At 61.3% G+C, this 20200-nt stretch carries 20 protein-coding genes and 1 pseudogene; 9 read left to right on the top strand and 12 right to left on the bottom strand.

Translation table 11 applies throughout. From position 1 onward, the window contains the following. The first annotated feature begins 88 nt into the window (after positions 1 to 88). Positions 89 to 694 carry a MarC family protein gene (locus U5L73_RS00890; RefSeq protein WP_322561907.1) on the top strand — a complete coding sequence of 202 codons (606 nt, stop codon included), beginning with the start codon at positions 89 to 91 and terminating at the stop codon, positions 692 to 694. 12 nt (positions 695 to 706) lie between these two features. On the opposite strand, the gene fghA is transcribed toward U5L73_RS00890, so the two are convergent. The 3 genes from fghA to U5L73_RS00905 form a co-directional block, all read right to left on the bottom strand. Next, positions 707 to 1567 (bottom strand): S-formylglutathione hydrolase, encoded by an 861-nt coding sequence (fghA, locus tag U5L73_RS00895; RefSeq protein WP_322560597.1) that lies wholly within the window; start codon positions 1565 to 1567, stop codon positions 707 to 709. A gap of 61 nt (positions 1568 to 1628) precedes the next feature. Further along, the gene (locus U5L73_RS00900; protein WP_322560598.1) at positions 1629 to 2747 is read right to left on the bottom strand and encodes an S-(hydroxymethyl)glutathione dehydrogenase/class III alcohol dehydrogenase; all 1119 of its coding nucleotides are present in this window, start codon (positions 2745 to 2747) and stop codon (positions 1629 to 1631) included. After that, positions 2744 to 3856, bottom strand: a complete 1113-nt coding sequence (locus tag U5L73_RS00905) for a fumarylacetoacetate hydrolase family protein (RefSeq protein ID WP_322560599.1) — start codon at positions 3854 to 3856, stop codon at positions 2744 to 2746. Before U5L73_RS00905 ends, U5L73_RS00900 begins: the two co-directional genes overlap by 4 nt. A gap of 78 nt (positions 3857 to 3934) precedes the next feature. On the opposite strand from U5L73_RS00905, the gene U5L73_RS00910 reads away from it, so the two are divergent. The 4 genes from U5L73_RS00910 to purU all read left to right on the top strand — a co-directional run bounded on the left by U5L73_RS00910 (position 3935) and on the right by purU (position 7170). Next, positions 3935 to 5095 (top strand): DUF3108 domain-containing protein, encoded by a 1161-nt coding sequence (locus U5L73_RS00910; RefSeq protein ID WP_322560600.1) that lies wholly within the window; start codon positions 3935 to 3937, stop codon positions 5093 to 5095. Between the two features lie 71 nt (positions 5096 to 5166). Next, positions 5167 to 5877: a DUF3108 domain-containing protein gene (locus U5L73_RS00915; protein WP_322561908.1), complete on the top strand. Its 711-nt coding sequence runs from the start codon at positions 5167 to 5169 to the stop codon at positions 5875 to 5877. Between the two features lie 85 nt (positions 5878 to 5962). Beyond that, a complete protein-coding gene (locus tag U5L73_RS00920) occupies positions 5963 to 6265 on the top strand; it encodes a DUF3567 domain-containing protein (RefSeq protein WP_322560601.1) in 303 nt (100 codons plus the stop codon). A gap of 56 nt (positions 6266 to 6321) precedes the next feature. Further along, entirely contained in the window at positions 6322 to 7170 is an 849-nt protein-coding gene (purU, locus tag U5L73_RS00925; RefSeq protein ID WP_322560602.1) for a formyltetrahydrofolate deformylase, read from the top strand. Between the two features lie 60 nt (positions 7171 to 7230). On the opposite strand, the gene U5L73_RS00930 is transcribed toward purU, so the two are convergent. From U5L73_RS00930 to U5L73_RS00940, 3 genes are all read right to left on the bottom strand, one after another. Next, on the bottom strand, positions 7231 to 8895 hold the full coding sequence (locus U5L73_RS00930) for a methyl-accepting chemotaxis protein (protein ID WP_322560603.1): 1665 nt from the start codon (positions 8893 to 8895) through the stop codon (positions 7231 to 7233). 62 nt (positions 8896 to 8957) lie between these two features. Continuing rightward, a complete protein-coding gene (gene asd / locus U5L73_RS00935; RefSeq protein ID WP_313874308.1) occupies positions 8958 to 9797 on the bottom strand; it encodes an archaetidylserine decarboxylase in 840 nt (279 codons plus the stop codon). Between the two features lie 84 nt (positions 9798 to 9881). Beyond that, positions 9882 to 10838 carry a Bug family tripartite tricarboxylate transporter substrate binding protein gene (locus U5L73_RS00940; protein ID WP_416221250.1) on the bottom strand — a complete coding sequence of 319 codons (957 nt, stop codon included), beginning with the start codon at positions 10836 to 10838 and terminating at the stop codon, positions 9882 to 9884. Between U5L73_RS00940 and U5L73_RS17270 the strand changes: the two are divergent. Then, positions 10791 to 10895, top strand: a pseudogene (locus U5L73_RS17270) (hypothetical protein); the annotation flags it as partial. The gene U5L73_RS00940 and the pseudogene U5L73_RS17270 overlap by 48 nt on opposite strands. 27 nt (positions 10896 to 10922) lie before the next feature. Here U5L73_RS17270 and U5L73_RS00945 read toward each other — a convergent pair. From U5L73_RS00945 to U5L73_RS00955, 3 genes are read right to left on the bottom strand one after another with little or no spacing between them, the layout of a single operon-like run. After that, positions 10923 to 11708, bottom strand: a complete 786-nt coding sequence (locus U5L73_RS00945; RefSeq protein ID WP_322560605.1) for an SDR family NAD(P)-dependent oxidoreductase — start codon at positions 11706 to 11708, stop codon at positions 10923 to 10925. A gap of 25 nt (positions 11709 to 11733) precedes the next feature. After that, a complete protein-coding gene (locus U5L73_RS00950) occupies positions 11734 to 13605 on the bottom strand; it encodes a feruloyl-CoA synthase (protein WP_322560606.1) in 1872 nt (623 codons plus the stop codon). A 4-nt stretch (positions 13606 to 13609) separates the two neighbouring features. Further along, positions 13610 to 14407, bottom strand: a complete 798-nt coding sequence (locus tag U5L73_RS00955) for a crotonase/enoyl-CoA hydratase family protein (RefSeq protein WP_322560607.1) — start codon at positions 14405 to 14407, stop codon at positions 13610 to 13612. Positions 14408 to 14555: 148 nt separating this feature from the next. On the opposite strand from U5L73_RS00955, the gene U5L73_RS00960 reads away from it, so the two are divergent. Beyond that, the gene (locus U5L73_RS00960) at positions 14556 to 15440 is read left to right on the top strand and encodes an amidohydrolase family protein (RefSeq protein WP_087495380.1); all 885 of its coding nucleotides are present in this window, start codon (positions 14556 to 14558) and stop codon (positions 15438 to 15440) included. A gap of 8 nt (positions 15441 to 15448) precedes the next feature. Here the strand turns inward: U5L73_RS00960 and U5L73_RS00965 are convergent, their stop codons facing one another. Continuing rightward, a complete protein-coding gene (locus tag U5L73_RS00965; RefSeq protein ID WP_322560608.1) occupies positions 15449 to 16006 on the bottom strand; it encodes a MarR family winged helix-turn-helix transcriptional regulator in 558 nt (185 codons plus the stop codon). Between the two features lie 185 nt (positions 16007 to 16191). On the opposite strand from U5L73_RS00965, the gene U5L73_RS00970 reads away from it, so the two are divergent. Together U5L73_RS00970 and U5L73_RS00975 are read left to right on the top strand one after the other, a co-directional pair. After that, positions 16192 to 17064, top strand: a complete 873-nt coding sequence (locus tag U5L73_RS00970; protein WP_322561909.1) for a LysR substrate-binding domain-containing protein — start codon at positions 16192 to 16194, stop codon at positions 17062 to 17064. A gap of 125 nt (positions 17065 to 17189) precedes the next feature. Next, entirely contained in the window at positions 17190 to 18692 is a 1503-nt protein-coding gene (locus U5L73_RS00975) for an FAD-linked oxidase C-terminal domain-containing protein (protein WP_322560609.1), read from the top strand. Between the two features lie 8 nt (positions 18693 to 18700). Here the strand turns inward: U5L73_RS00975 and U5L73_RS00980 are convergent, their stop codons facing one another. Both U5L73_RS00980 and U5L73_RS00985 read right to left on the bottom strand, forming a co-directional pair. Beyond that, positions 18701 to 19111 carry a hypothetical protein gene (locus tag U5L73_RS00980; protein ID WP_322560610.1) on the bottom strand — a complete coding sequence of 137 codons (411 nt, stop codon included), beginning with the start codon at positions 19109 to 19111 and terminating at the stop codon, positions 18701 to 18703. A 193-nt stretch (positions 19112 to 19304) separates the two neighbouring features. Continuing rightward, a complete protein-coding gene (locus U5L73_RS00985; protein ID WP_322560611.1) occupies positions 19305 to 20159 on the bottom strand; it encodes a phytanoyl-CoA dioxygenase family protein in 855 nt (284 codons plus the stop codon). Positions 20160 to 20200: the final 41 nt, after the last annotated feature.

Below are 20200 nucleotides of genomic sequence, written 5' to 3' on the forward strand. Positions count from 1 at the left end.
AAATCGCGCCCCACCGAGCCGGCGGCGCTGGCTGTTATTCTCTGGCGCTATTTCGAACACGCGGGCACTCCCGACGGTACACGCCATGATGAACTACACCTTCGCCTCTGCGACCATTCTGCTGATCCTGATCACGGATCCGATTGGCAACATTCCCATCTTTGCCAACGCGCTCAAACACGTCGCGCCAGAGCGGCGGCACAAGGTGATCCTGCGGGAAATCCTGATCGCTTTCACCCTGCTACTGACCTTCATGTTTGTGGGCGAGAGCTTTTTGCGGGTGATGAATTTGAGCGAGCTGTCCTTGCAGATCGGCGGCGGCGTGATTCTTTTCCTGATTGCGCTGCGCATGGTGTTTCCTCCACCGAGCACAACGGAGAGCGAAATCAAGACCGAGCCCTTGATCGTGCCGCTAGCTATTCCCGCGGTGGCCGGCCCCTCGGCCCTGGCCACGGTGCTACTGCTCGTGTCCCAACAGCCCGACCGCCGCATGGAGTGGATCGGCGCGCTCTGCGTGACCATGCTGGTCAGCGCCGTTGTGCTGGTATCGGCCGAGCGGATTCAGCGCATCATCGGCGACCGACTGGTCGTGGCGGCAGAGCGCCTGATGGGTCTGGTGCTAGTGTCCGTGGCGATTGAAATGATGCTGCGCGGCATCAAAACCTTTGTGCAGCAGGTCGCCGCAGCCAGCTGATCCACGTTTTGCTTAGCCCGCCAGCCCCGCGGCGTGGTGCCGCACATGGTCTTCAATAAAGGTACTGATGAAGTAGTACCCGTGGTCGTAGCCCGCATGACGGCGCAAGGTAAGCGGCTGCCCGACGAGGGCACACGCGGCCTCGAGGGCCTGCGGGTACAGCTGCTCGTCCAAAAACTTGTCTGCCAGCCCCTGGTCCACCAGAATGCCGCCGGGGTACGGCGCAGCGGTTTGTGCGGCCATCAGGGCGCTGGCGTCGTGCGCGGCCCACAGGCTCTCGTCCGGCCCCAAATACCCGCTCAACGCCTTTTTGCCCCAGAGGCACTGGGTGGGGGCGCAAATCGGAGCCAGCGCCGACAGGGTTTTGAACATGCCGGGGTGGCGTTGCGCCAGAGTCAGGGCGCCATGGCCGCCCATGGAGTGCCCGCTCAAGCCGACACGGGCGGCATCGACCGGCAACTCCCGGGCAATCTGCGGCAACAGCTCGCCGATCAAATAGCTCTCCATGCGCCAGTGGCCACTCCAAGGGGCTTGGGTGGCATCGAGGTAAAAGCCTGCGCCCACGCCAAAGTCCCAATGCTCAGCCTCGCCCGCCAGCCCCGCACCACGCGGGCTGGTGTCCGGGGTGATCAGTGCGAGGCCCAACTCGGCAGCCACCCGCTGGGCACCGGCCTTGAAAGCAAAGGTTTCCTCAGAACAGGTCAGCCCCGCCAGAAACACCAGCGCAGGCACCGGCCCTGCCGATACCTGGGGCGGCAGAAACACGCCGAAGCGCATCGATAGCCCGATTTCTGCCGAGGCGTGCTTGTAAAAGCGCTGCACGCCGCCGAAGCACGCGTGCTCGCTCAGCAGTTCAAAGTGGAGGTTTTGCATTATTTGCTATCAAAGGAGTAGCTACCAGCGCAAGCATTACCTGCGCCAGCAGCACTTTTCATCAATAAATCACGACGCCGCGGATCGACTCGCCGCGCTTCATCAAATCGAAGCCCTTGTTGATGTCTTCCAGCGGCATGGTGTGGGTGATCAGGCTGTCGATGTTGATCTTGCCTTCCATGTACCAGTCCACGATCTTGGGCACATCGGTGCGGCCGCGCGCGCCACCAAAGGCAGAGCCCTTCCATTCGCGGCCGGTGACCAGCTGGAAAGGGCGTGTAGAGATTTCGGCACCGGCTTCCGCCACGCCGATGATGATGCTCTGGCCCCAGCCTTTATGGGTGCACTCCAGCGCCTGGCGCATAACCTTGGTGTTGCCGATGCACTCGAAGCTGTAGTCGGCCCCGCCATCGGTCAATTGAACGATAGCGTCCACGGTGTTGCCGCCTGCGGCTTCGATGTCTTTCGGGTTCAGGAAGTGGGTCATGCCGAAGCTGCGTGCCATGGCCTCGCGCTCAGGGTTTAGGTCTACACCGATGATCTTGTCCGCGCCCACCATCTTCAGGCCCTGGATGACGTTCAGGCCGATGCCGCCCAAGCCAAAGACCACGGCGTTGGCGCCGGCTTCCACCTTGGCGGTGAAGATCACTGCACCGATGCCAGTGGTCACGCCGCAGCCGATGTAGCAAACCTTGTCAAAGGGAGCGTCGTCACGGATTTTGGCGAGACTGATTTCAGGCGCCACGGTGTAGTTGCTGAAGGTGCTGGTGCCCATGTAGTGAAAAATGGGGTCGCCATTCAGGCTGAAGCGGCTGGTGGCGTCGGGCATCAGGCCCTTGCCCTGGGTGCCGCGAATCAGCTGGCACAAATTGGTTTTGCGGGACAGGCAGAACTTGCACTGGCGGCACTCGGGGGTGTAGAGCGGAATGACATGATCGCCCTTTTTGAGGCTGGTCACGCCCGGGCCCACGTCCACCACAATGCCCGCGCCTTCGTGGCCCAGGATGGCGGGGAAGATGCCTTCAGGGTCGGCACCGCTCAGTGTGTAATAGTCGGTGTGGCAGATGCCGGTAGCCTTGATTTCGACGAGCACTTCGCCGAACTTGGGGCCTTGCAGGTCCACGGTTTCGATGGTGAGGGGTTGGCCTGCTTTCCAGGCAACGGCGGCACGTGTTTTCATTCGGAGTTCTCTAGGGTGGTTTCTGGAGATGCATCTGGAGACGCATCGGTAATGGTGGATTCTGGGGTGACAGCGCTGGTCTGAGCCGCAGCCCGCGGCCGGCCTTCCGCCGGTACGAGTTCTTGCAGGATGGCGCCGAACACACTGGCGCCATCGCGGCCTTTGACCTCGATGCGGATGGTGTCGCCGAACTTCATGTACTCCGTGGTGGGCTTGCCGTCTTGCAGGATTTCCATGGCGCGCTTTTCGGCGATACAGCTGTAGCCATTGGGCCAGTCTGTGCGGTTCTTGCGCGCCACCCCTTTGTTGCTGATGGTGCCCGAGCCGATGATGCTGCCGGCCCGCAGGCGCCGGGTTTTGGCCGCGTGCGCAATGAGCTGACCGAAGTGGAAATGCATGTCGGACCCGGCCTCGCAGAGCCCGACTTTGCGGCCGTTCCATATGCACTGCACCGGCAGGTGCACCCGGCCGCGGGCCCAGGCATCGCCCAGTTCGTCCGGGGTGACCATGACAGGCGCAAATGCGGTCGCGGGTTTGCTCTGTACAAATCCGAAGCCCTTAGCCAGCTCATCGGGTACGAGGTTGCGCAGGGTCACATCGTTGACCAGCGCGATCAGGCGGACTGCATCCAAGGCACGGTCTGAGGCGCAGCCCATGGGCACATCGCCAGTCACCACGGCGAGCTCCGCCTCGAAGTCCGCGCCCCAGGCCTCGCTGGCGCAAACGATATCGGCATGCGGGCCCGCCAAGTCGTCGCTTCCGCCTTGGTACATCAAGGGGTCGGTCTGTGCGCTCTCGGGCATCTCCGCGCCCCGGGCTTTGCGCACCAACTCCACATGGTTCAGATAAGCAGAGCCATCAAGCCACTGATATGCCCGTGGCAAGGGCGCCATGCACTGGGCCGGGTCAAAGGTGAACGCGTGACGCGCCCGCCCCTGGTTGAGCTGGGTGTAGACCTCCTCCAAAGCCGGGGCAAGGTAATTCCAGTCATCCAGCACCTGCTGCAATCGGTTGGCAATATGGGTGGCGTAATGGGCCTGACTCAGGTCCCGCGAGACCACGACCAATTGGCCGTCACGGGTACCGTCCTGGTAGGTGGCGAGTTTCATGCGCGCATTTTCGCTGGGTTTGCAAAGCCCGCGCACACTTGTGTCTACCGTACACTGCCGCGCAACGTTCTACACACCATGATGGCCACCGATTACGCCACCTCAGCGCCTCTGCGCCGACGCCCTTGGCACCTCGTAGCCCTGGGGGTCTTGGTGCTGGTGTTGCACTGGAGTTTGCTAGGCGGCTTTGCGTCCACCATGCCGTGGCTGGCTGAAAGCAGCGCAGTGGATGCGCCCCCTATGCTCCTGCCATCATTGTCAACCCGGGTGATTGCAAGCCAGGTCGAACCGGACACCCCGCCGCCCGCGGCAGCCCCTGTCGTGGCACGCACGCGGCCTGCAGCCGCAGCCCCCCGTCACACCGACATTGGCGTGGCCGTCAATAGCGATACCGCCAGCGGTGCCGGCGCAACGCCTGCAAGCGACAGCGCGGCCACTGCGCCGCCCGAAGACTCGCCAGGTGAACAGGTCGACACCGCAGCCCCCTCCAGTGAGCCGGCAAGTCTGGACAAAGCCACAGACAGCGCCGCTGAGGCCCCTGATCCTGCGGCACTGCCCACCGCGCCCGCCAAGAGCACCGAGCGGCCTTTGCGCTTTGCATTTCCACCGCCAATGCAACTCCACTACGACGTGAGCGGACTGACTGACGGCCAACAAAACGTGGTGAGCGCAACGATTGCGTGGCGACACGACGGCGCCGCCTACCAAGCCAGCCTGAATGTCACCAAATTCATGCTGAGTTTGCGGCAATGGAACAGCAAAGGCGCGTTAACCGTGGCCGGCCTGGCACCTGCGCGATTCGGCGAAAAAGGCTTTCGTCGCGCAGAAGTCGCGTCGCACTTTGTGCGTGAAGAAGGCCGCGTGATTTTTAGCGCCAACTCAGCGCCCGCCCCGCTGCTACCAGGGGCGCAAGACCATATGAGTGTGTTCATGCAACTGGCGAGCATGTGGGCCGGTGAGCCCAACCGGTTCGGCGCTGGCGATTCGCTGTCGTTCCAGACTATCGGCCCGAGGCAAGCGGAAACCTGGACTTTTGTGGTGTCAGCAGAAGATCGCATCAGCGTTCCGGGCGGCAATATGCAAGCCATCAAACTCACTCGCGAACCCACGGGGGAATACAGCACCAAAGCAGAAATCTGGCTAGCACCCCAACTGGCCTACATGCCCGCCCACATCCGACTGTCCGAACCCAACGGCAACGTGCTCGACATGGTCTGGACCGGCAGCCAACCCCTTTAAGAAGCGACGCACCTGTGCCACTTACCCCATCTACTCCCCTTACCCGACGCGCCATTCTGGCGCTCGCAGCCGTGTGGACGAGCACTTCATGGTCCCAGACCAGCCCCACAGAGACCTCGCCGCCGGTCACCGTAGTCTACGAACCGCCACCCTCTGTGCGAATGTCCTATGACGTCATCGGGCGTTTGGGGACCACTGCTTACAGCGCCACTGCGGAGCTGGTCTGGACGCGCGATGGCAAGAATTACCAGACACAGTTGCTGGTTCGCAAGTTCGGACTGACGCTGCAGGCCTGGACCAGCACCGGCAAGCTCACCCCCAGCGGACTAGAGCCGGAAAAGTTTGGCAGCCAAAAAATAGGCCAGGCCGAGATATTTGCCTACCTCGAGCGGGATACCAGTCGCGTCCGCTTTAGCGCGGGCACTCCGAATGCCCCTTTGCAGCGCGGTGCCCAAGACCAACTCAGTGTGTTCATGCAACTCGCCAGTCTGTTGGGCGGAGCCGGTACAACTGCCACCTCGGGAAAAGCCATCAGCATGCAAGCGATCGGTGACCGGTATGCCGAGCAATGGAGCTTTCACCCTTCCGCACCGGAGACTGTCAAGCTGCCAAGCGGGATGCTTCAGGCCATCAAGCTCACCCATGAACCCACGGCAGAGCGCAAGCAGCGCCTGGAGCTCTGGTACGCGCCCACCCCGCACTACGTACCGGTGCGGATACGCATTACCGAGGCCAACGGGGATTACCTTGATTTAGTGGGGGCAAATACCCAATTCCGCTGAGGTTCCCACGCGGGCGCGTTTTTGCTGCTACTCTTGACACGGTGCAGATGGCATCCATTTACGGTTCATCTCTCAGGTAACACCTATGCAAACGCTCTACGACTCCGATTCTTTCTCCGTCACCCACATGCTCGCCAATGGCGAGGCCGAGGGTCAGGCACCGGAAAAAAACGAGCGCTACCCCTTGGGCGTACCGAGCCTGGCGCGCCACGGCTTCGAAATTGTGGACAAACGCTCCAACAAGGAGGTGTACCTGGACGGCTCTTGGGCCGAACTCTTCCAGCAGCACATCATGGCTTGGCAAGTCAACACGCCCACCCAAGAGGAAGTGGAAGACACCCTGGAGCAATATGCCGAGCTGGCGCAAACGCCGGTGCAGATTCACTGACTCGGGACATTGCCGGCGGCTCTGCCCCGGTTGCGCGGAACTGCGACAATCGGGAGATGAGCCAGACCTATATTCTTACGTTTTCCTGCCCCGACCGCCTGGGGCTTGTCCATGCTGTTTCGGGTTTTTTGCTGGAACGCGGTGGCAACATTGAAGAAGCAGCCCAGTACAACGACCACGACACTGGATTGTTTTTTATGCGGGTGCAGTTCAGTTGCGACTCGCTCAGTGCGGATGAGTTGAAAGCCCAGATCGGCACCTTGGGACAAACCTTGCAGCTGCAATGGAGCCTGCATACCCAGGCACAGCCGGTGCGCACCGTCATCATGGTCAGCAAGGAAGGGCATTGCCTGAACGACTTGCTGTTCCGCTGGAAAAGCGGTTTGCTGCCACTAGACATCCGGGCCATAGTGTCCAACCACCGCGAGTTTTACCAACTCGCTGCCAGCTACAACGTGCCCTTCCACCACATCCCGGTGACTGCCGCGACCAAAGAGCAGGCCGAGGCAAAGCAGCTCGAGATCGTTGAGGCAGAAGGCGCTGAACTGGTGGTGTTGGCCCGTTACATGCAGATCCTGAGCGACAACATGTGCCAACAACTCAATGGCCGTGCCATCAATATCCATCACAGCTTTTTGCCCAGCTTCAAGGGTGCCAAGCCGTACTACCAAGCCCATGACCGCGGCGTGAAACTGATCGGCGCAACCGCCCACTATGTCACCGCGGACCTGGACGAAGGCCCGATCATTGAGCAAGATGTGGCCCGTGTGGACCACAGCCGCACCGTAGAAGACCTGACCACGCTAGGCCGCGACACCGAAAGCCAAGTGTTGGCACGCGCGGTCAAGTGGCACAGCGAACACCGCGTGCTGCTCAACGGCCACAAGACGGTGATCTTCCGCTAACGACACCGGAAATAGAAAACGGCGGCCATGGCCGCCGTTTTTGTTGGTGCCAACCAGAGCTTAATTTCGTAAGTGGAAGCGCCCGACCAACTGATCCAACGACTGCGCTTGCTCATCCAGCGATTGCGCTGCAGCGGCGGCTTCTTCCACCAGCGCGGCGTTTTGCTGGGTGCTGTCATCCAACTGCGCAACCGCACGGTTGATCTCTTCAATACCGTGGTTCTGCTGAGCCGAAGCGCCTGAGATCTCGTCCATCACAGCACTGGTTTGCTGGACAGTTTCTGCCATTTCGCTGATGGTTTGGCCCGCCTTGCTGGCGAGTTCTGCACCTTCGGTGACTTGGCGGGTGGACTCCTCGATCAGCGCATTGATTTCGCGGGCTGCTTTGGCACTGCGTTCGGCCAGTGAGCGCACCTCCTGCGCAACCACAGCAAATCCACGCCCCTGCTCGCCGGCGTGCGCGGCCTCAACCGCCGCATTAAGCGCCAGGATGTTGGTCTGAAAGGCGATTCCCTCAATCACACTGATATTGCCGTGGATAGCCTGGGTGCTCTTGCTGATCTTCTCCATGGTACGAATCACATCGGCCACCACTTCTCCACCCAAGCGGGCGGAGCGGCTGGCATTGCCCGAGAGCTGTGCAGCTTCCGCAGCGCTCTCGGCATAACGCCGGGTCAGCGATGCCATCTGCTCCACGTTGGTGCTGGTTTTCTCCAAAGAGGCGCTTTGCTGCTCGGTGCGCTGGGACAAATCGAGGTTGCCCATGGAGATCTCGCGCGAGGCATTGGCCACTTGCTTGGAGCTGTCGGCGATGTCGCGCATGGTGTCGGAGAGCTTCGTCTGCATGTCGCGCAGCGAATACAGCAGACTGTCGTTGTCTTTGGGGGCCAGCCGGATTTGCATGGTCAGATCACCATCTGCGATACGGCTGGCGATGGACTTGGCATAGGCAGGCTCCCCACCCAACTGGCGGGACAAGCGTCCGGTAACCCAAGCGCTGATCACGAGCGACAACACGAGTAGCAGCAGCATGATGCCGACGACCCACATTTGCGAGGACTGGTAAATCTGGCCTGCCATTTCAATCGTGGCCTTGGCCGACTGTGCGCGTTGCTCTACCAAAGAGTCGACCAGCTTTTCCAACTTGCGGGTGTCGTTGAGTAAGCGGGCATCCTCGGTGGGCACATCGGTACTCATCTGCACGAGATCAAGGGGCTGCTCTTTCACCAGCGCAATGTAAGCACGTTGGCGTTTGGTCCAGCTGCCCATGGCATCCATCAGCTGTTGGCTGGTAGCCGTGGCTTCCTCAGAGTCAGACAGGCCTTTGATGATGTCCAAGCGCTTGGCAGTATCCGCCAGGCTGGTTTCAATCGCAGCGCCCAAGGTGCCCCGCTCGGCTGCCGTGGTAGCCGTCAGCAGCTGCGTCTGGGCGCGGCTGGCGCGGAGAATCAGGCTACGAGCCTCTTCGGCAGCCTGGCCAGCGGCGTATTCCTGCTCGTAAATCACCTTGGTGGAGGCGTTCAAGCGTCCCATCTGGAAAAGAGAGAACACCCCGATCACCACCGCGCCCAACAGCATGCTGGCAAACGCCATCCACAAGGTCGCGCGGACCGTCAAGCGGTCCAGCGCAGCGATGCGCGTGCGGCGGTAAGGAACCGACTCAGGGGGCTCACCGCTTCCAACGACAGAAGCAGAAGATTCGGGTACGACGTCAGCGTTACTCATGGCAAGCCCTCTGTGGGGTTTCAAAAAACTCAGGATACTGAATTTCAGCCCCGTCCGCTCGATTAAATACCCATGCTTTCACCCAGCTGTACGGGTTTGGCGGGCGACCATTCGGGGTTGAAGTTCAGCGCATCTTTGCGAAACAGCAAAACAACGGTAGAACCAAGCAAGAAACGGCCCATCTCATCGCCTTGCTTGAGAACTACGTTGCCCGGCTCGTAGTGCCACTCCGTCACCTGTGGCAAACGGGGGGGATTCACCACACCATGCCAGGTGGTCGCCATGCTGCCGACCACGGTGGCTCCCACCAAGGTCAACACAAACTCCCCATGGGGCGAATCGAACACGCAGACCACCCGCTCGTTGCGTGCAAACAGGCCAGGCACACCGCGGGCTGTCGTGGGGTTTACTGAAAACAGATCGCCCGGCACATAGATCATGCGGCGCAATTCACCGTCACAGGGCATGTGGATGCGGTGGTAGTCGCGCGGGCTGAGGTAGATGGTGGCGAAGGTGCCGTGGTCGAACTGAGCGGCCAACCCGGCATCACCACCCACCAGGGCCGTGCTGCTGTAGTGGTGACCCTTGGCCTGGAATATCTGGTCCTTGTCGATCGCACCGAACTGGCTGATCGCACCATCCACAGGGCACACAAAGGGTGCGTGTGCCAGAGGGCGGACACCGGGCTTCAAAGCGCGGGTAAAAAACTCGTTGAAGGTCGGGTACGCAGCGGGGTCCGGATTGGCGGCTTCCGCCATGTTGACTTTGTATTTGCCGATGAACCAGCGAATCAGCGCCGTTGTAGCCTTACCCCCGCGCGCGCCAGCCACCAGACCGGCAAACGCCGTAAGGGCTTTTTTGGGGAGTAGGTACTGCGGGAGTACGGCGAGGGCATCAGACACAGGACAACTCCCGAAAGAAAAAGAGGGCCATTCTACTGACGCCTCTTCTTCTCGATAGAGCGTTTCCCCCTACTTTCCCGGATCTCAGGAATCGGCGGTGAATCCAATTTTCTTGATCAAGGGCCCCCAGGTATCGAACTCTGATTTTTGCCAGCGGGCTTGCTCTTCAGGCGTGGAGCCGCGGGGAATCAAGCCGACCAGCGCCAAGCTATCGATGACCGATTTTTCTTTCAAGGCTGCGTTGATCGCCGTATTGGCAGCCATCACCACTGACTTCGGAGTATTTGCAGGCGCATAGAAACCGAACCACTCTTCGGTCGTCAGCTCCGGGAAGCCCTGCTCTGCAAAAGTGGGGACCTCGGGTGCGTAGGGCGAGCGGTTGGGACCGGAGGTCGCCAGAATGCGCAACTTGCCCGCCTTGTAATTGGCCAGGTAGTCGCCGTGCGGCGTCACCATGGCGGCCACTTGACCACCCACCAGATCGGTCACGCCGGGCACCGAGCCGCGATAGGGCACATGCCGGAGGTCCACGCCGCTGTTGATGCCCAGCAAAGCGCCAATGAAATGCGGTGTGGAGCCCGCACCGGGCGAACCGTAACTCGCGTCTTTGGGGTTGGCCTTGGCCCACGCCAGGAAATCCTTCACTGTCCGGACATTGGCAGGCACCATGGGGCCCACGGCCAGGCCGTGGTGCATGATGGCTGCGATGGAGACAGGGGCAAAGTCTTTGTCGGTATAGGGCATCTTGTTGAAGATGTGCGGATAGTTCGCAAGCGCTGACACCTGCGAGAGCGCCAGCACAGAGCCATCGGCCGGCGCGCTTTTGAGGGCCTCGAGGGCGATACGACCGCCAGCGCCGGGCTTGTTTTCAACAATGCCTGCGTTTTTACTGAAGGGCGTACCCGCCCACTTTTCCGCGACCCGCCGCGCGACGGTGTCGCCGGAACTGCCCGGCGGGAAACCGAAGTACACCTTGACTTGGTCTACCTGCGCTTGCGCAGTGAGTGGAACCAGCGCGCCCAAAGCAGCGCTGCTGCCCAAGACCTGAATGAGTTGCCTGCGAGTGAACATGGTTGTCTCCTATTTTTAATTGGCAGGTTGCACAGGGAAAGAAATGATGGGGAGTTAGCGCGGCGCCATGCGCAGCGCGCCATCGAGCCGGATCACCTCGCCATTGAGGTGTCCATTGGTCACGATGTGGCAGGCCAGTTCAGCGAACTCTTGCGGCTTACCCAAACGGGGCGGAAAGGGGATGCTGGCGGCCAGGGACTGCTGCACGGCCTCCGGCAACTCATTCATCAAAGGCGTAGCAAATAAGCCGGGGGCTACCGTGCACACCCGAATCGCATGCTGCGCAAGGTCTCGGGCCATGGGCAGCGTCATGCCGACCAGACCGCCTTTGGATGCGCTGTAGGCCTGCTGGCCCACTTGGCCATCAAACGCGGCGACCGATGCCGTGAACATCATCACGCCACGCTCGCCGTTCTCCAAAGGGGCCAACTTGCTGCACGCTGCTGCGAACAAACGGCTTATGTTGTACGCGCCTATGAGGTTGATAGACACCACACGCGCAAAGTCCTCCAAGGGCGCTGCTGTTCCATCCCGCTGCACCACGCGCTTGGCGCTGCCGATGCCGGCTACGTTCATCAGGATGCGCGCGGCACCCAAGGCGCGTTCGGATGCATCTAAAGCAGCTTGCACGCTGCCGGTCTGCGTGATGTCGCAACGCAGCGCGATGGCACGGTCCTCACCGAACTCTGCCCGGATCGCGGACGCCACGGTTTCTGCTTGTGCTTCATTGATGTCCAGCACAGCGACTTTCGCGCCCAGTTTGGCCAGCTCGCGGGCAGTCGCCTCACCTAAACCCGATGCTGCACCGGTCACCAGTGCGGTTTGTCCTTGAATATGCATGTCTTTTTCCTGGGCTGAGGCGCACTCAGGCTTTGGGTTTGATGATGAAAGGCAGGGCGTCGTCGTGCAGCCCCTCAACCAAGGTGTGGCGGTGTTTCAAGACAGCCCGTTGGTTCAGCGAGCCCTTGTCTGTGATCTCGCCTTTTTCGGCGGACGGTGGTTCCACCATCAGCAATGCGCGGGCAATGCGGCTGGCACTGCCTGTGGCTTCGCGGGCCAGCTGGTCGATAACGGCCTCTATGCGCTGGCGCACTGGCGCACTCTGGACCACATCCGCCCAAGGCGCATCCGCCGGAAGGCTCGCGACATCACGGCAAGCGGCAGACAAGAACAGCAGCGCCCCGACTTCGTGGCGGTTCAGTCCGGTAATCACCGCGTCTTGGATGTAGGGCGCGCCCGACACCACGATCTTGGCGCGCATGGGGCCCACGCTGACAAAGGTACCCGTAGAAAGCTTGAAGTCCTCCGCGATTCGGCCATCAAAGCGCAGACCACGGTGGATATCAGACTCGCTGATCCACTTCACCGCATCGCCAGTGCACAGATAGCCTTCCTCATCAAACGCATCCCGCGTGGCCGCTTCGGTGCGCCAATAGCCGGGGGTCACGTTGGGCCCGCGGTAGCGCACCTCGGTTTTGCCATCCACGTCGACCAACTTGAGCGTCATGCCCGGCACTGGGACGCCAATATCGCCAGAGGCCACATCCGGGCTGTTGACAAACATCGCGGAGGGCGATGACTCAGTCATGCCCAAGCCAGTGGCCATCACAATGCGCTCGCCGATGGCGGACTCCTGGATAGCGTGGAGCTTGTCCCAGACGGCCTGAGACAACCCTGCACCGGAATAGAAGAACACCTTCAAGCGCGACAGCAGGGTCGTGCGCAACTGCGCATCAGACTCCATGGCAGATGCAATCATCTCGAAGCCGGTGGGCACGTTGAAATACACCGTTGGTGCGATCTCGCGCAGGTTACGAAGTGTCTCCCCGATCAGGGCCGGCGTAGGCTTGCCGTCGTCGATGTAGAGCGTGCCGCCGTGTTGCAGCGTAAGCCCGAAGTTGTGGTTGCCACCAAACGTGTGATTCCAAGGCAGCCAGTCCACCAACACCGGCGGCGCTTCGGCAAACACGGGCAGCGACAGGGATATCTGCTGCAGGTTGGCACACCACATGCGCTGGGTATTAATGACCGGCTTGGGCAGCTTGGTGGAACCGCTGGTGAACAAGAACTTCACGATGGTGCCCGGGCCGGTGGCGTGCATGGCTGCGTCTACCGCAGGCGTAGCCGTCGTGGCCAACAGGGACGCATAAGAAGTTGCCACCCGGTCTTGCATCTGCCCAGATGCAGCCACCACCTCTACATCAGGCCCGACCGTGGCGGCAACGCCTGCGCCATAGCGGCTTGCATCTGCCACGAAGACCAGCCCCGGGGTCAGGGTATCCATCACATGGCGCAGCTTCTCGTAATCCTGGCTTACGGTGGCATAGGCAGGTGACACCGGACAATAGGGCACGCCGGCATACAGGCAACCCAGCGCCATCATGGCGTGCTCGAGGCTGTTCTCGCTCAGGATGACGACTGGCCGTTCCGAGCTCAAACCCCGCTCCAACAGCGCCTGCCCGATGCTGCGGGCGCTTTCCAGCGCTTGCGCATAAGTGATGTGCTGCCACTCTCCAGTCGAGCCATCCGGCATCTGCTGGCGCCGGGCCAGAAAGGTTTGCTCCGGCGTGATCTCCGCCCAATGCACGAGGTAGTCCGCAATCCGGCGGGCGTAGGCGCCCAATGCCAGATCGGCTTGCAAATAGCGAACGCCAGGCGCGCCGTCGGTGACGGTGATGCGGGTGACGCCGAATTTGGTTTCCCGGAAACGCGGGGTGGAGAGTTGCATGTCGCTCATGGCCTCAGTCCTGCTTGCGCACCTTGGCGGCACGGCCTTCCAAAAAGTCGTTCAGACGGGTCTTGGCTTCCGGTGCGCTCTGGGCGATGGCCGCCATCATGGCCTCGGTGAAGAAACCTTGGTCGGCCGGCTGCTCTGCAATCCGCGGCAAGGCGTGCATCAAGGCGTAGTTCGTCAGCGGTGCGTTCTGCGCAACCCGCACGGCCAGTTCCACCGCTTTGTCAAATGCAGTGCCCTCTGGCACCAGATACTGCGCAAGACCGATTCGCTCGCCATCCTGCGCGTTGTACACACGGCCGGTGAGCATCATGTCGGTCATGCGGGCTGCACCGATCAATTTGGGAATGCGCACCGCACCGCCGCCACCCACAAAAATCCCGCGGGAGCCCTCCGGCAAGGCATAGAACGCAGAAGCATCCGCCACACGAATGTGGCAAGCGCTTGCCAACTCCAAGCCGCCGCCGACCACAGCGCCTTGCAGAGCTGCAATCACCGGAACGGGGCCGTATTGCACACGCTCCAACGCGGCATGCCACATGCGGGAATGGTGCAAGCCCTGTCCGGCATCACGCTCTTTGAGCTCACTCAAGTCCAGACCGGCGCAGAAATGGGGCCCCTCACCGGCGATCACAGCGGATCGCACGCCATCGGGCATGTTTTCGAACAGATTGCGCAGCGCGAGGATGAGTCCGTCATTCAAGGCATTGCGCTTGGCGCCACGGGTCAGGCGGATCACCGCCACTTCCTGTTCCTCGCCGAGGCGTTCGAAATGGAGTTCGGGGTGTTGCGTAAAAGTTTTCATCATGACCTGATTTTGGTTATAGTTAATAACCAAATCAAGTCACTTGAACGTACTTTTTCTAAGTAGTTTCCCTTGGCTCTCTTCCCCGGAAGCCCGCAGTCAGGGAGGCTGCCACCGTGCGTCCAAAGACAACTAACAGGAGACAACCATGGACTACAAAAACCTGCGCGCTATCGATATCCACACCCACGCAGAAGTGAGTTGCTGGAACCCGTTTGACAACTACGGCGAGGAGTACGACCGCGCCGCCGACAAGTACTTCAAAAACGGGCGACGCCCCACAATTGCAGAAACCGTGGCGTATTACCGCGAACAGAAAATCGGCTTGGTCATGTTCACCGTGGACGCGGAGTCCAAAATGGGCCGTCGCCGCATTCCCAATGAAGAGATCGCCGAAGCCGCCAAAGCCAATAGCGACATGATGACGGCCTTTGCCAGCATCGACCCGCACAAAGGCAAGATGGGCGCGCGCGAGGCGCGCAAGCTGATCGAGGAGCACGGCATCAAGGGCTTCAAGTTCCACCCCACGGTGCAGGCTTACCACCCCTACGACAAGATGGCCTGGCCCATCTACGAGGTAATTGCCGAATACGGCATGCCCGCCATTTTTCATACCGGCCACAGTGGCATCGGCAGCGGTATGCGCTGCGGCGGCGGGCTACGGCTGGAGTACAGCAACCCGATGCACCTGGACGATGTGGCCATCGACTTCCCGGACATGCAAATCGTCATGGCCCACCCCAGCTTCCCCTGGCAAGACGAGGCCTTGAGCGTGGCCACCCACAAGCCCAATGTGTGGATCGACCTCTCCGGCTGGAGCCCCAAATACTTTCCCAAGCAACTGGTGCAATACGCCAACACCTTGCTCAAAGACCGTGTCTTGTTCGGCTCGGATTACCCGCTCATCACCCCGGAGCGCTGGATGAAAGACTTCCAAGAAGCAGGCTTCAAGCCCGAGGTAATGCCCGGCATCCTGAAAGACAACGCGGTGCGTCTGCTGCGCTTGGACCCCACGGCGGTAGCTGGCGAGTAAAGCAGCGCTCAGCCGGCCGGGGTGTAGACCTTTTGCAGCAGGCGGATCAGGGTTTTGCGCTCTGCGTCCGTCAGGCGGGAGGTGGCATCCATCTCCAGATCGAATGCCGTTTGCTCGGCCTGCATCATCAGCTCAACGCCTTGGGGCGTGAGGTGCACCCCCATGGCCCGGCCGTCACTCGGGTGGGGCAGGCGTTCGATCAGGCCACGCCGCTCCAGGGTGGCAATCAGGCCTACCAAGTTGGGCGGCAGCACGTTGAGCGCCGCGCACAACTGGCGGGACGTAATGCCCGGGTTGTGGGCCACCAGGGAGAGCACCGAGAAGTCCACCACCTTCAGGTCATAGGGCGCCATACGCACCATGAAAGACTCAATGATCGCAAGGGACGCGCGGCGGGCGTTGTAGCCCACCAAGGTGCGCAAGTAGCTGGTATCTACAGGCTCTACCGGTGTCAGCTCAGGCACAGGCAGCTTACGCAGGCGCGCAGCCGCTGGCTTGGATTTCACAGCAGGTGGCCGGGTCGATGAGTCGGTTTTCTTCAAAGTCTTTAATACCAAATCAAGCATTAGCGCCCGCGGAATATGCGCAAACAGCTACTAAAAATATAGCAAACAAGCCATCAAAGCGGGGACCGTGCATGGCAGGGGATACGGAATCCTAACGGGTGAACCTTGCCGCAAGCTGGCTGTGCGGGGGTGCGACTCTTTGAAGGGGTGGAATGGCGCAAGGGTTCAGTGGCATCATCCCCGCCATGAGCGCCTCCCGCATCCCCCCGATTCAGTGCCTGTTGACCTTTGAAGCCCTGGCGCGCCTGCGCTCGGTCACCCTGGCGGCAGAAGAGTTGTTTGTCACCCCCAGCGCCGTGAGCCACCGGGTGCGGCAGCTGGAGCAAATCATCGGCACCAAGCTGTTCGGCCGGGCAGACTTTTCGCTGACCACCGAGGGCAGCGAATACCTGGCCCATGTGCGCGAAGGCCTTGCCATCCTGCAAAAGTTCCCCAGCGCGGCTGCGGCACCGGGCAAGCGCAAACTCCGCTTGGCGGTCACACCCACGTTTTCGCGCTCCATCCTGATCCCGCGGCTGCGCCAGTTCACCGACGCCTACCCCGAAATCGACCTGACGCTGCAGGTGTCCATCCCCTTGCTGGATGTGGTGGCTGAAGATGCCGACCTGATGGTGCGCTTCGGCGCCGGCCGCTATGCCGACATGGAGCATGTGTGCCTCATGAAGGACGAGATCACGCCCTTGGCCTCACCCGCTTTTGTGCGGGAGCACGGCCCGTTTGAGACGCCGCAAGACCTGGCCAACCTGCCCCTGTTGCGCAGCCCGCTGGAGCCCTGGCGCACCTGGTTTGCCGCTAACGGGCTGGACTGGCCGGAGCCGGTGGAGGGCTCGCAGTTCAACGACATCGGCCTCATGTGCGATGGAGCCGCCGCCGGCATGGGCGTGGGCCTGATCCGCCTCAAGCTGGGTGCACCCTGGCTGGACAACGGCTCGCTGGTGCGGTTGTATGCCCACAATGCACCCAGCCCCCACGCGCACTACCTGTGCTGGCGCACCGGCGCCATGGACCGCTGGGAAGTGGCGGCCTTTGCCGAGTGGCTCAAAAAAGCGGTGGGTTAGTCGCCCCGGAGGTCCCTACGGGGACCTTTTTCACACAGCGCTGCAAGTTTCTTCACACCACGGGGCTCCGCTTTCTTTTAGAGTGAGGTTCCACGACACCGCCCTTTCAGCACCGGATAGCCCCCATGAACGCCCCACTAGATCCAACCGCCCGGAAAATGCTACAAAAAAGAGAGCTACTCACGCAGATATTGCCTGCGCTGGAGGCTCATTTACCCAAGCACGCCCTGCTCTACCAAACGGAAGACACCACGCCCTATGAGTGCGACGGCCTGACCGCCTACCGCCAGCGCCCCTTGCTGGTGGCCCTGCCGGAAACCGAAGACCAAGTGGCGGCAGTGCTGCGGGTGTGCCACGGCTTGAATGTGCCAGTGGTGGCGCGCGGCGCGGGCACCGGCTTGTCCGGTGGTGCCATGCCCCATGCCATGGGCGTGACGCTCTCGCTGGCCAAGTTCAACAAGATTCTGAAAGTGGACAAGCGCAGCCGCACGGCGGTGGTGCAGTGCGGCGTGCGCAACCTGGCCATCAGCGAAGCGGCCGCCCCTTACGGTTTGTATTACGCGCCGGACCCCAGCAGCCAGATTGCCTGCACGATTGGCGGCAACGTAGCCGAGAACTCCGGCGGCGTGCACTGCCTGAAATACGGCCTGACGCTGCACAACGTGCTCAAGGTGCGCGGCTTCACCATGGAAGGTGAACCCATCGAATTTGGTGGCGATGCGCTCGATGCGCCCGGCTACGACCTGATGAGCGTGGTGGTCGGCAGCGAGGGCATGCTGGCCGTGACCACCGAGGTCACCGTCAAGCTGGTGCCCAAGCCCCAACTGGCCCGCTGCATCATGGCCAGTTTTGACGACCTGCGCAAAGCGGGCGATGCGGTGGCTGCGGTGATTGCCGCCGGCATCATCCCCGCCGGGCTGGAAATGATGGACAAGCCCATGACCGCCGCGGTGGAAGACTTTGTGCACGCGGGCTATGACCTGAGCGCCGAAGCGATTCTGCTCTGTGAGAGCGACGGCACACCCGAAGAGGTGGAAGAAGAAATCGGCCGCATGAGCGAGGTGCTGCGCGCCGCCGGCGCCACCGGCATTGCAGTGAGCAACAGCGAGGCCGAACGCCTGCGCTTCTGGAGCGGGCGCAAAAACGCCTTCCCCGCCAGCGGCCGCATCAGCCCCGACTACATGTGCATGGACAGCACGATTCCTCGCGCGCGACTGGCCGACATCCTGCTGGCGATTGCCGAGATGGAGAAGAAATACCAACTGCGCTGCGCCAACGTGTTCCATGCCGGCGACGGCAACCTGCACCCGCTGATCTTGTTTGATGCGAACGACCCTGACCAGCTACGCCGTTGCGAGCTGTTTGGCGCCGAAATTCTGGAGGCCAGCGTGGCCATGGGCGGCACGGTAACTGGCGAGCATGGCGTGGGGATCGAGAAGCTCAACAGCATGTGCGTGCAGTTCAGCGCCGAAGAAAACGCCCAGATGTTTGCACTGAAGGCCGCCTTCGACCCGCAGGGGCTACTCAACCCGGGCAAGGTCATTCCCACGTTGCAGCGCTGCGCCGAATACGGCAAAGAGCTGGTGCGCGGCGGCAAGCTCAAACACCCCGACCTGCCACGTTTTTAGCGAGGGAATCAGAACTTCGAACTGACAACGAAGTTGATCGCCCCGGACTCGCCCACAAACGCTTGGTACTGAAAAGACTGACCGGCCGCCGTGGTGTAGACCGAGCGCCATTGGGCGATCAGGCTTTTGCCCGTGGGGTCGTAGGCCAGCTCCAAGGGGCTGTTGCTGAACGAGGTCAAGGCCACCCCTATCTTTTTGTGAGTACCGTCATACCGGGTATCAAAGGCCACCACGGTGTTGTGCAGTAGCAGGCCGATCGACTTGCGCTCCGCCACCGCCTCGTCGAGCAAACTGCGGTCCGATTGATTGAGCGAAGGGGCCGCACCCGAGGGCAGGCGAGTCAGGGAGATGGCCTCCTGGCCAAAGGCCTGGCTCGTCAAGCTGGCGCACAGGGCAACTGCAAAGACTGGGTGGTTCATCGGGCCCTCCTGACACACGCAAGAGCCAAATGTCGCACAGCCGCCGCGGCTTGAAAAGCGCTAATTGGCGGTGTTTTGCAACATGGTGTTGCGCTTACCGCCCGGCTCGCGGAGCGCTGCGGCTCTAAAAACAAGCCAAACAGGCAGCTAGCCCTTGTAAATAATGCGCCAGCAGCTATGAATTACATAGCATTCAAACCACAAAACCCCGCACCGGGTCCGCTGCGCTGCGCTGCAGCCAGTTACTCGCGGCATAGGTGGTGCTCGCGTCGGTCACATGCAGGGTGTAGGCATGGCGGGAGACAGCAGAGCGGTTCGGTGCACTGTAGTGCGGCAGCAAGCCATGGAACACCACCAAAGCGCCGGCCTGAACCTCGAGGGGCACCGCATTGACATTGCTGGCTGGCCACGGCGTGGCATCGAGCTTGTTCATAGTGACCACATCCCCGTGGCGCTCAAAGCGCTCCCGTAACACGCCCCGGGGGCCCCGGTGGCCTCCGGGCTCGGTCCACAGGCAACCGTTGCTCAAAGTGGCGTCTTCGAGGGCGAACCAGAAGGTGGTCACGCTGATCGGAGTGGTGTCAAAAAAGGTGGCGTCCTGGTGCCAGCCCACTTCGCCACCGATGCCGGGTTGCTTGAAGATGTACATCGACTGCCAGACTTGCGGCTGGGTCAGCCCGAGATCGGCCGCCAACTCTGCCAACGCAGGTCCGTGCGAAAAGGCTTCGAACACCGGGTCCTTGTCGTGCATGGCATGGCCGATTTTGTTGATCGAGAGCGCCTTGGCCTGCCGCAAAGCACCGGCTGCATCGAACGCCTCTTCTTCGAAAAAGCAGCTGATGCGATCGGCCGAGTTCAAAAAGTAATGGTCCACCTTGCGCGCCTGCTCATTGGTGGTGAAGATGGTGCGGCTCTCCGCCGGGTCAAAGGCGTCCACGATGGCTTCTGCCCGCGCGCGCAGGGCTGCAATCTCGGCCTTGGATTTGAAGTCGCGGAGGATCAGGTAGCCGTCTTCCGCGTAGCGGATTTTCTGTTCGGAGGTAAGCATGGGCTATGCAGAGGTTGGCAATGTAGATAGCGTTTCAGTAT

It is taken from the genome of Rhodoferax sp. (genome assembly GCF_034520025.1).
Classification (GTDB): Bacteria; Pseudomonadota; Gammaproteobacteria; order Burkholderiales; family Burkholderiaceae_C; genus Allorhodoferax.

Bases quoted from the DNA above. Each gene is read 5' to 3' on its own strand.
- purU (WP_322560602.1), top strand. From the start codon at position 6,322: ATGAGCCAGACCTATATTCTTACGTTTTCCTGCCCCGACCGCCTGGGG.
- U5L73_RS00980 (WP_322560610.1), bottom strand. From the start codon at position 19,111: ATGAACCACCCAGTCTTTGCAGTTGCCCTGTGCGCCAGCTTGACGAGC.
- U5L73_RS00960 (WP_087495380.1), top strand. From the start codon at position 14,556: ATGGACTACAAAAACCTGCGCGCTATCGATATCCACACCCACGCAGAA.
- U5L73_RS00945 (WP_322560605.1), bottom strand. From the start codon at position 11,708: ATGCATATTCAAGGACAAACCGCACTGGTGACCGGTGCAGCATCGGGT.
- U5L73_RS00920 (WP_322560601.1), top strand. From the start codon at position 5,963: ATGCAAACGCTCTACGACTCCGATTCTTTCTCCGTCACCCACATGCTC.
- U5L73_RS00900 (WP_322560598.1), bottom strand. From the start codon at position 2,747: ATGAAAACACGTGCCGCCGTTGCCTGGAAAGCAGGCCAACCCCTCACC.
- fghA (WP_322560597.1), bottom strand. From the start codon at position 1,567: ATGCAAAACCTCCACTTTGAACTGCTGAGCGAGCACGCGTGCTTCGGC.
- U5L73_RS00955 (WP_322560607.1), bottom strand. From the start codon at position 14,407: ATGAAAACTTTTACGCAACACCCCGAACTCCATTTCGAACGCCTCGGC.
- U5L73_RS00975 (WP_322560609.1), top strand. From the start codon at position 17,190: ATGAACGCCCCACTAGATCCAACCGCCCGGAAAATGCTACAAAAAAGA.
- U5L73_RS00930 (WP_322560603.1), bottom strand. From the start codon at position 8,895: ATGAGTAACGCTGACGTCGTACCCGAATCTTCTGCTTCTGTCGTTGGA.
- U5L73_RS00950 (WP_322560606.1), bottom strand. From the start codon at position 13,605: ATGAGCGACATGCAACTCTCCACCCCGCGTTTCCGGGAAACCAAATTC.
- U5L73_RS00985 (WP_322560611.1), bottom strand. From the start codon at position 20,159: ATGCTTACCTCCGAACAGAAAATCCGCTACGCGGAAGACGGCTACCTG.
- U5L73_RS00905 (WP_322560599.1), bottom strand. From the start codon at position 3,856: ATGAAACTCGCCACCTACCAGGACGGTACCCGTGACGGCCAATTGGTC.
- U5L73_RS00890 (WP_322561907.1), top strand. From the start codon at position 89: ATGAACTACACCTTCGCCTCTGCGACCATTCTGCTGATCCTGATCACG.
- U5L73_RS00970 (WP_322561909.1), top strand. From the start codon at position 16,192: ATGAGCGCCTCCCGCATCCCCCCGATTCAGTGCCTGTTGACCTTTGAA.
- U5L73_RS00910 (WP_322560600.1), top strand. From the start codon at position 3,935: ATGATGGCCACCGATTACGCCACCTCAGCGCCTCTGCGCCGACGCCCT.
- U5L73_RS00965 (WP_322560608.1), bottom strand. From the start codon at position 16,006: ATGCTTGATTTGGTATTAAAGACTTTGAAGAAAACCGACTCATCGACC.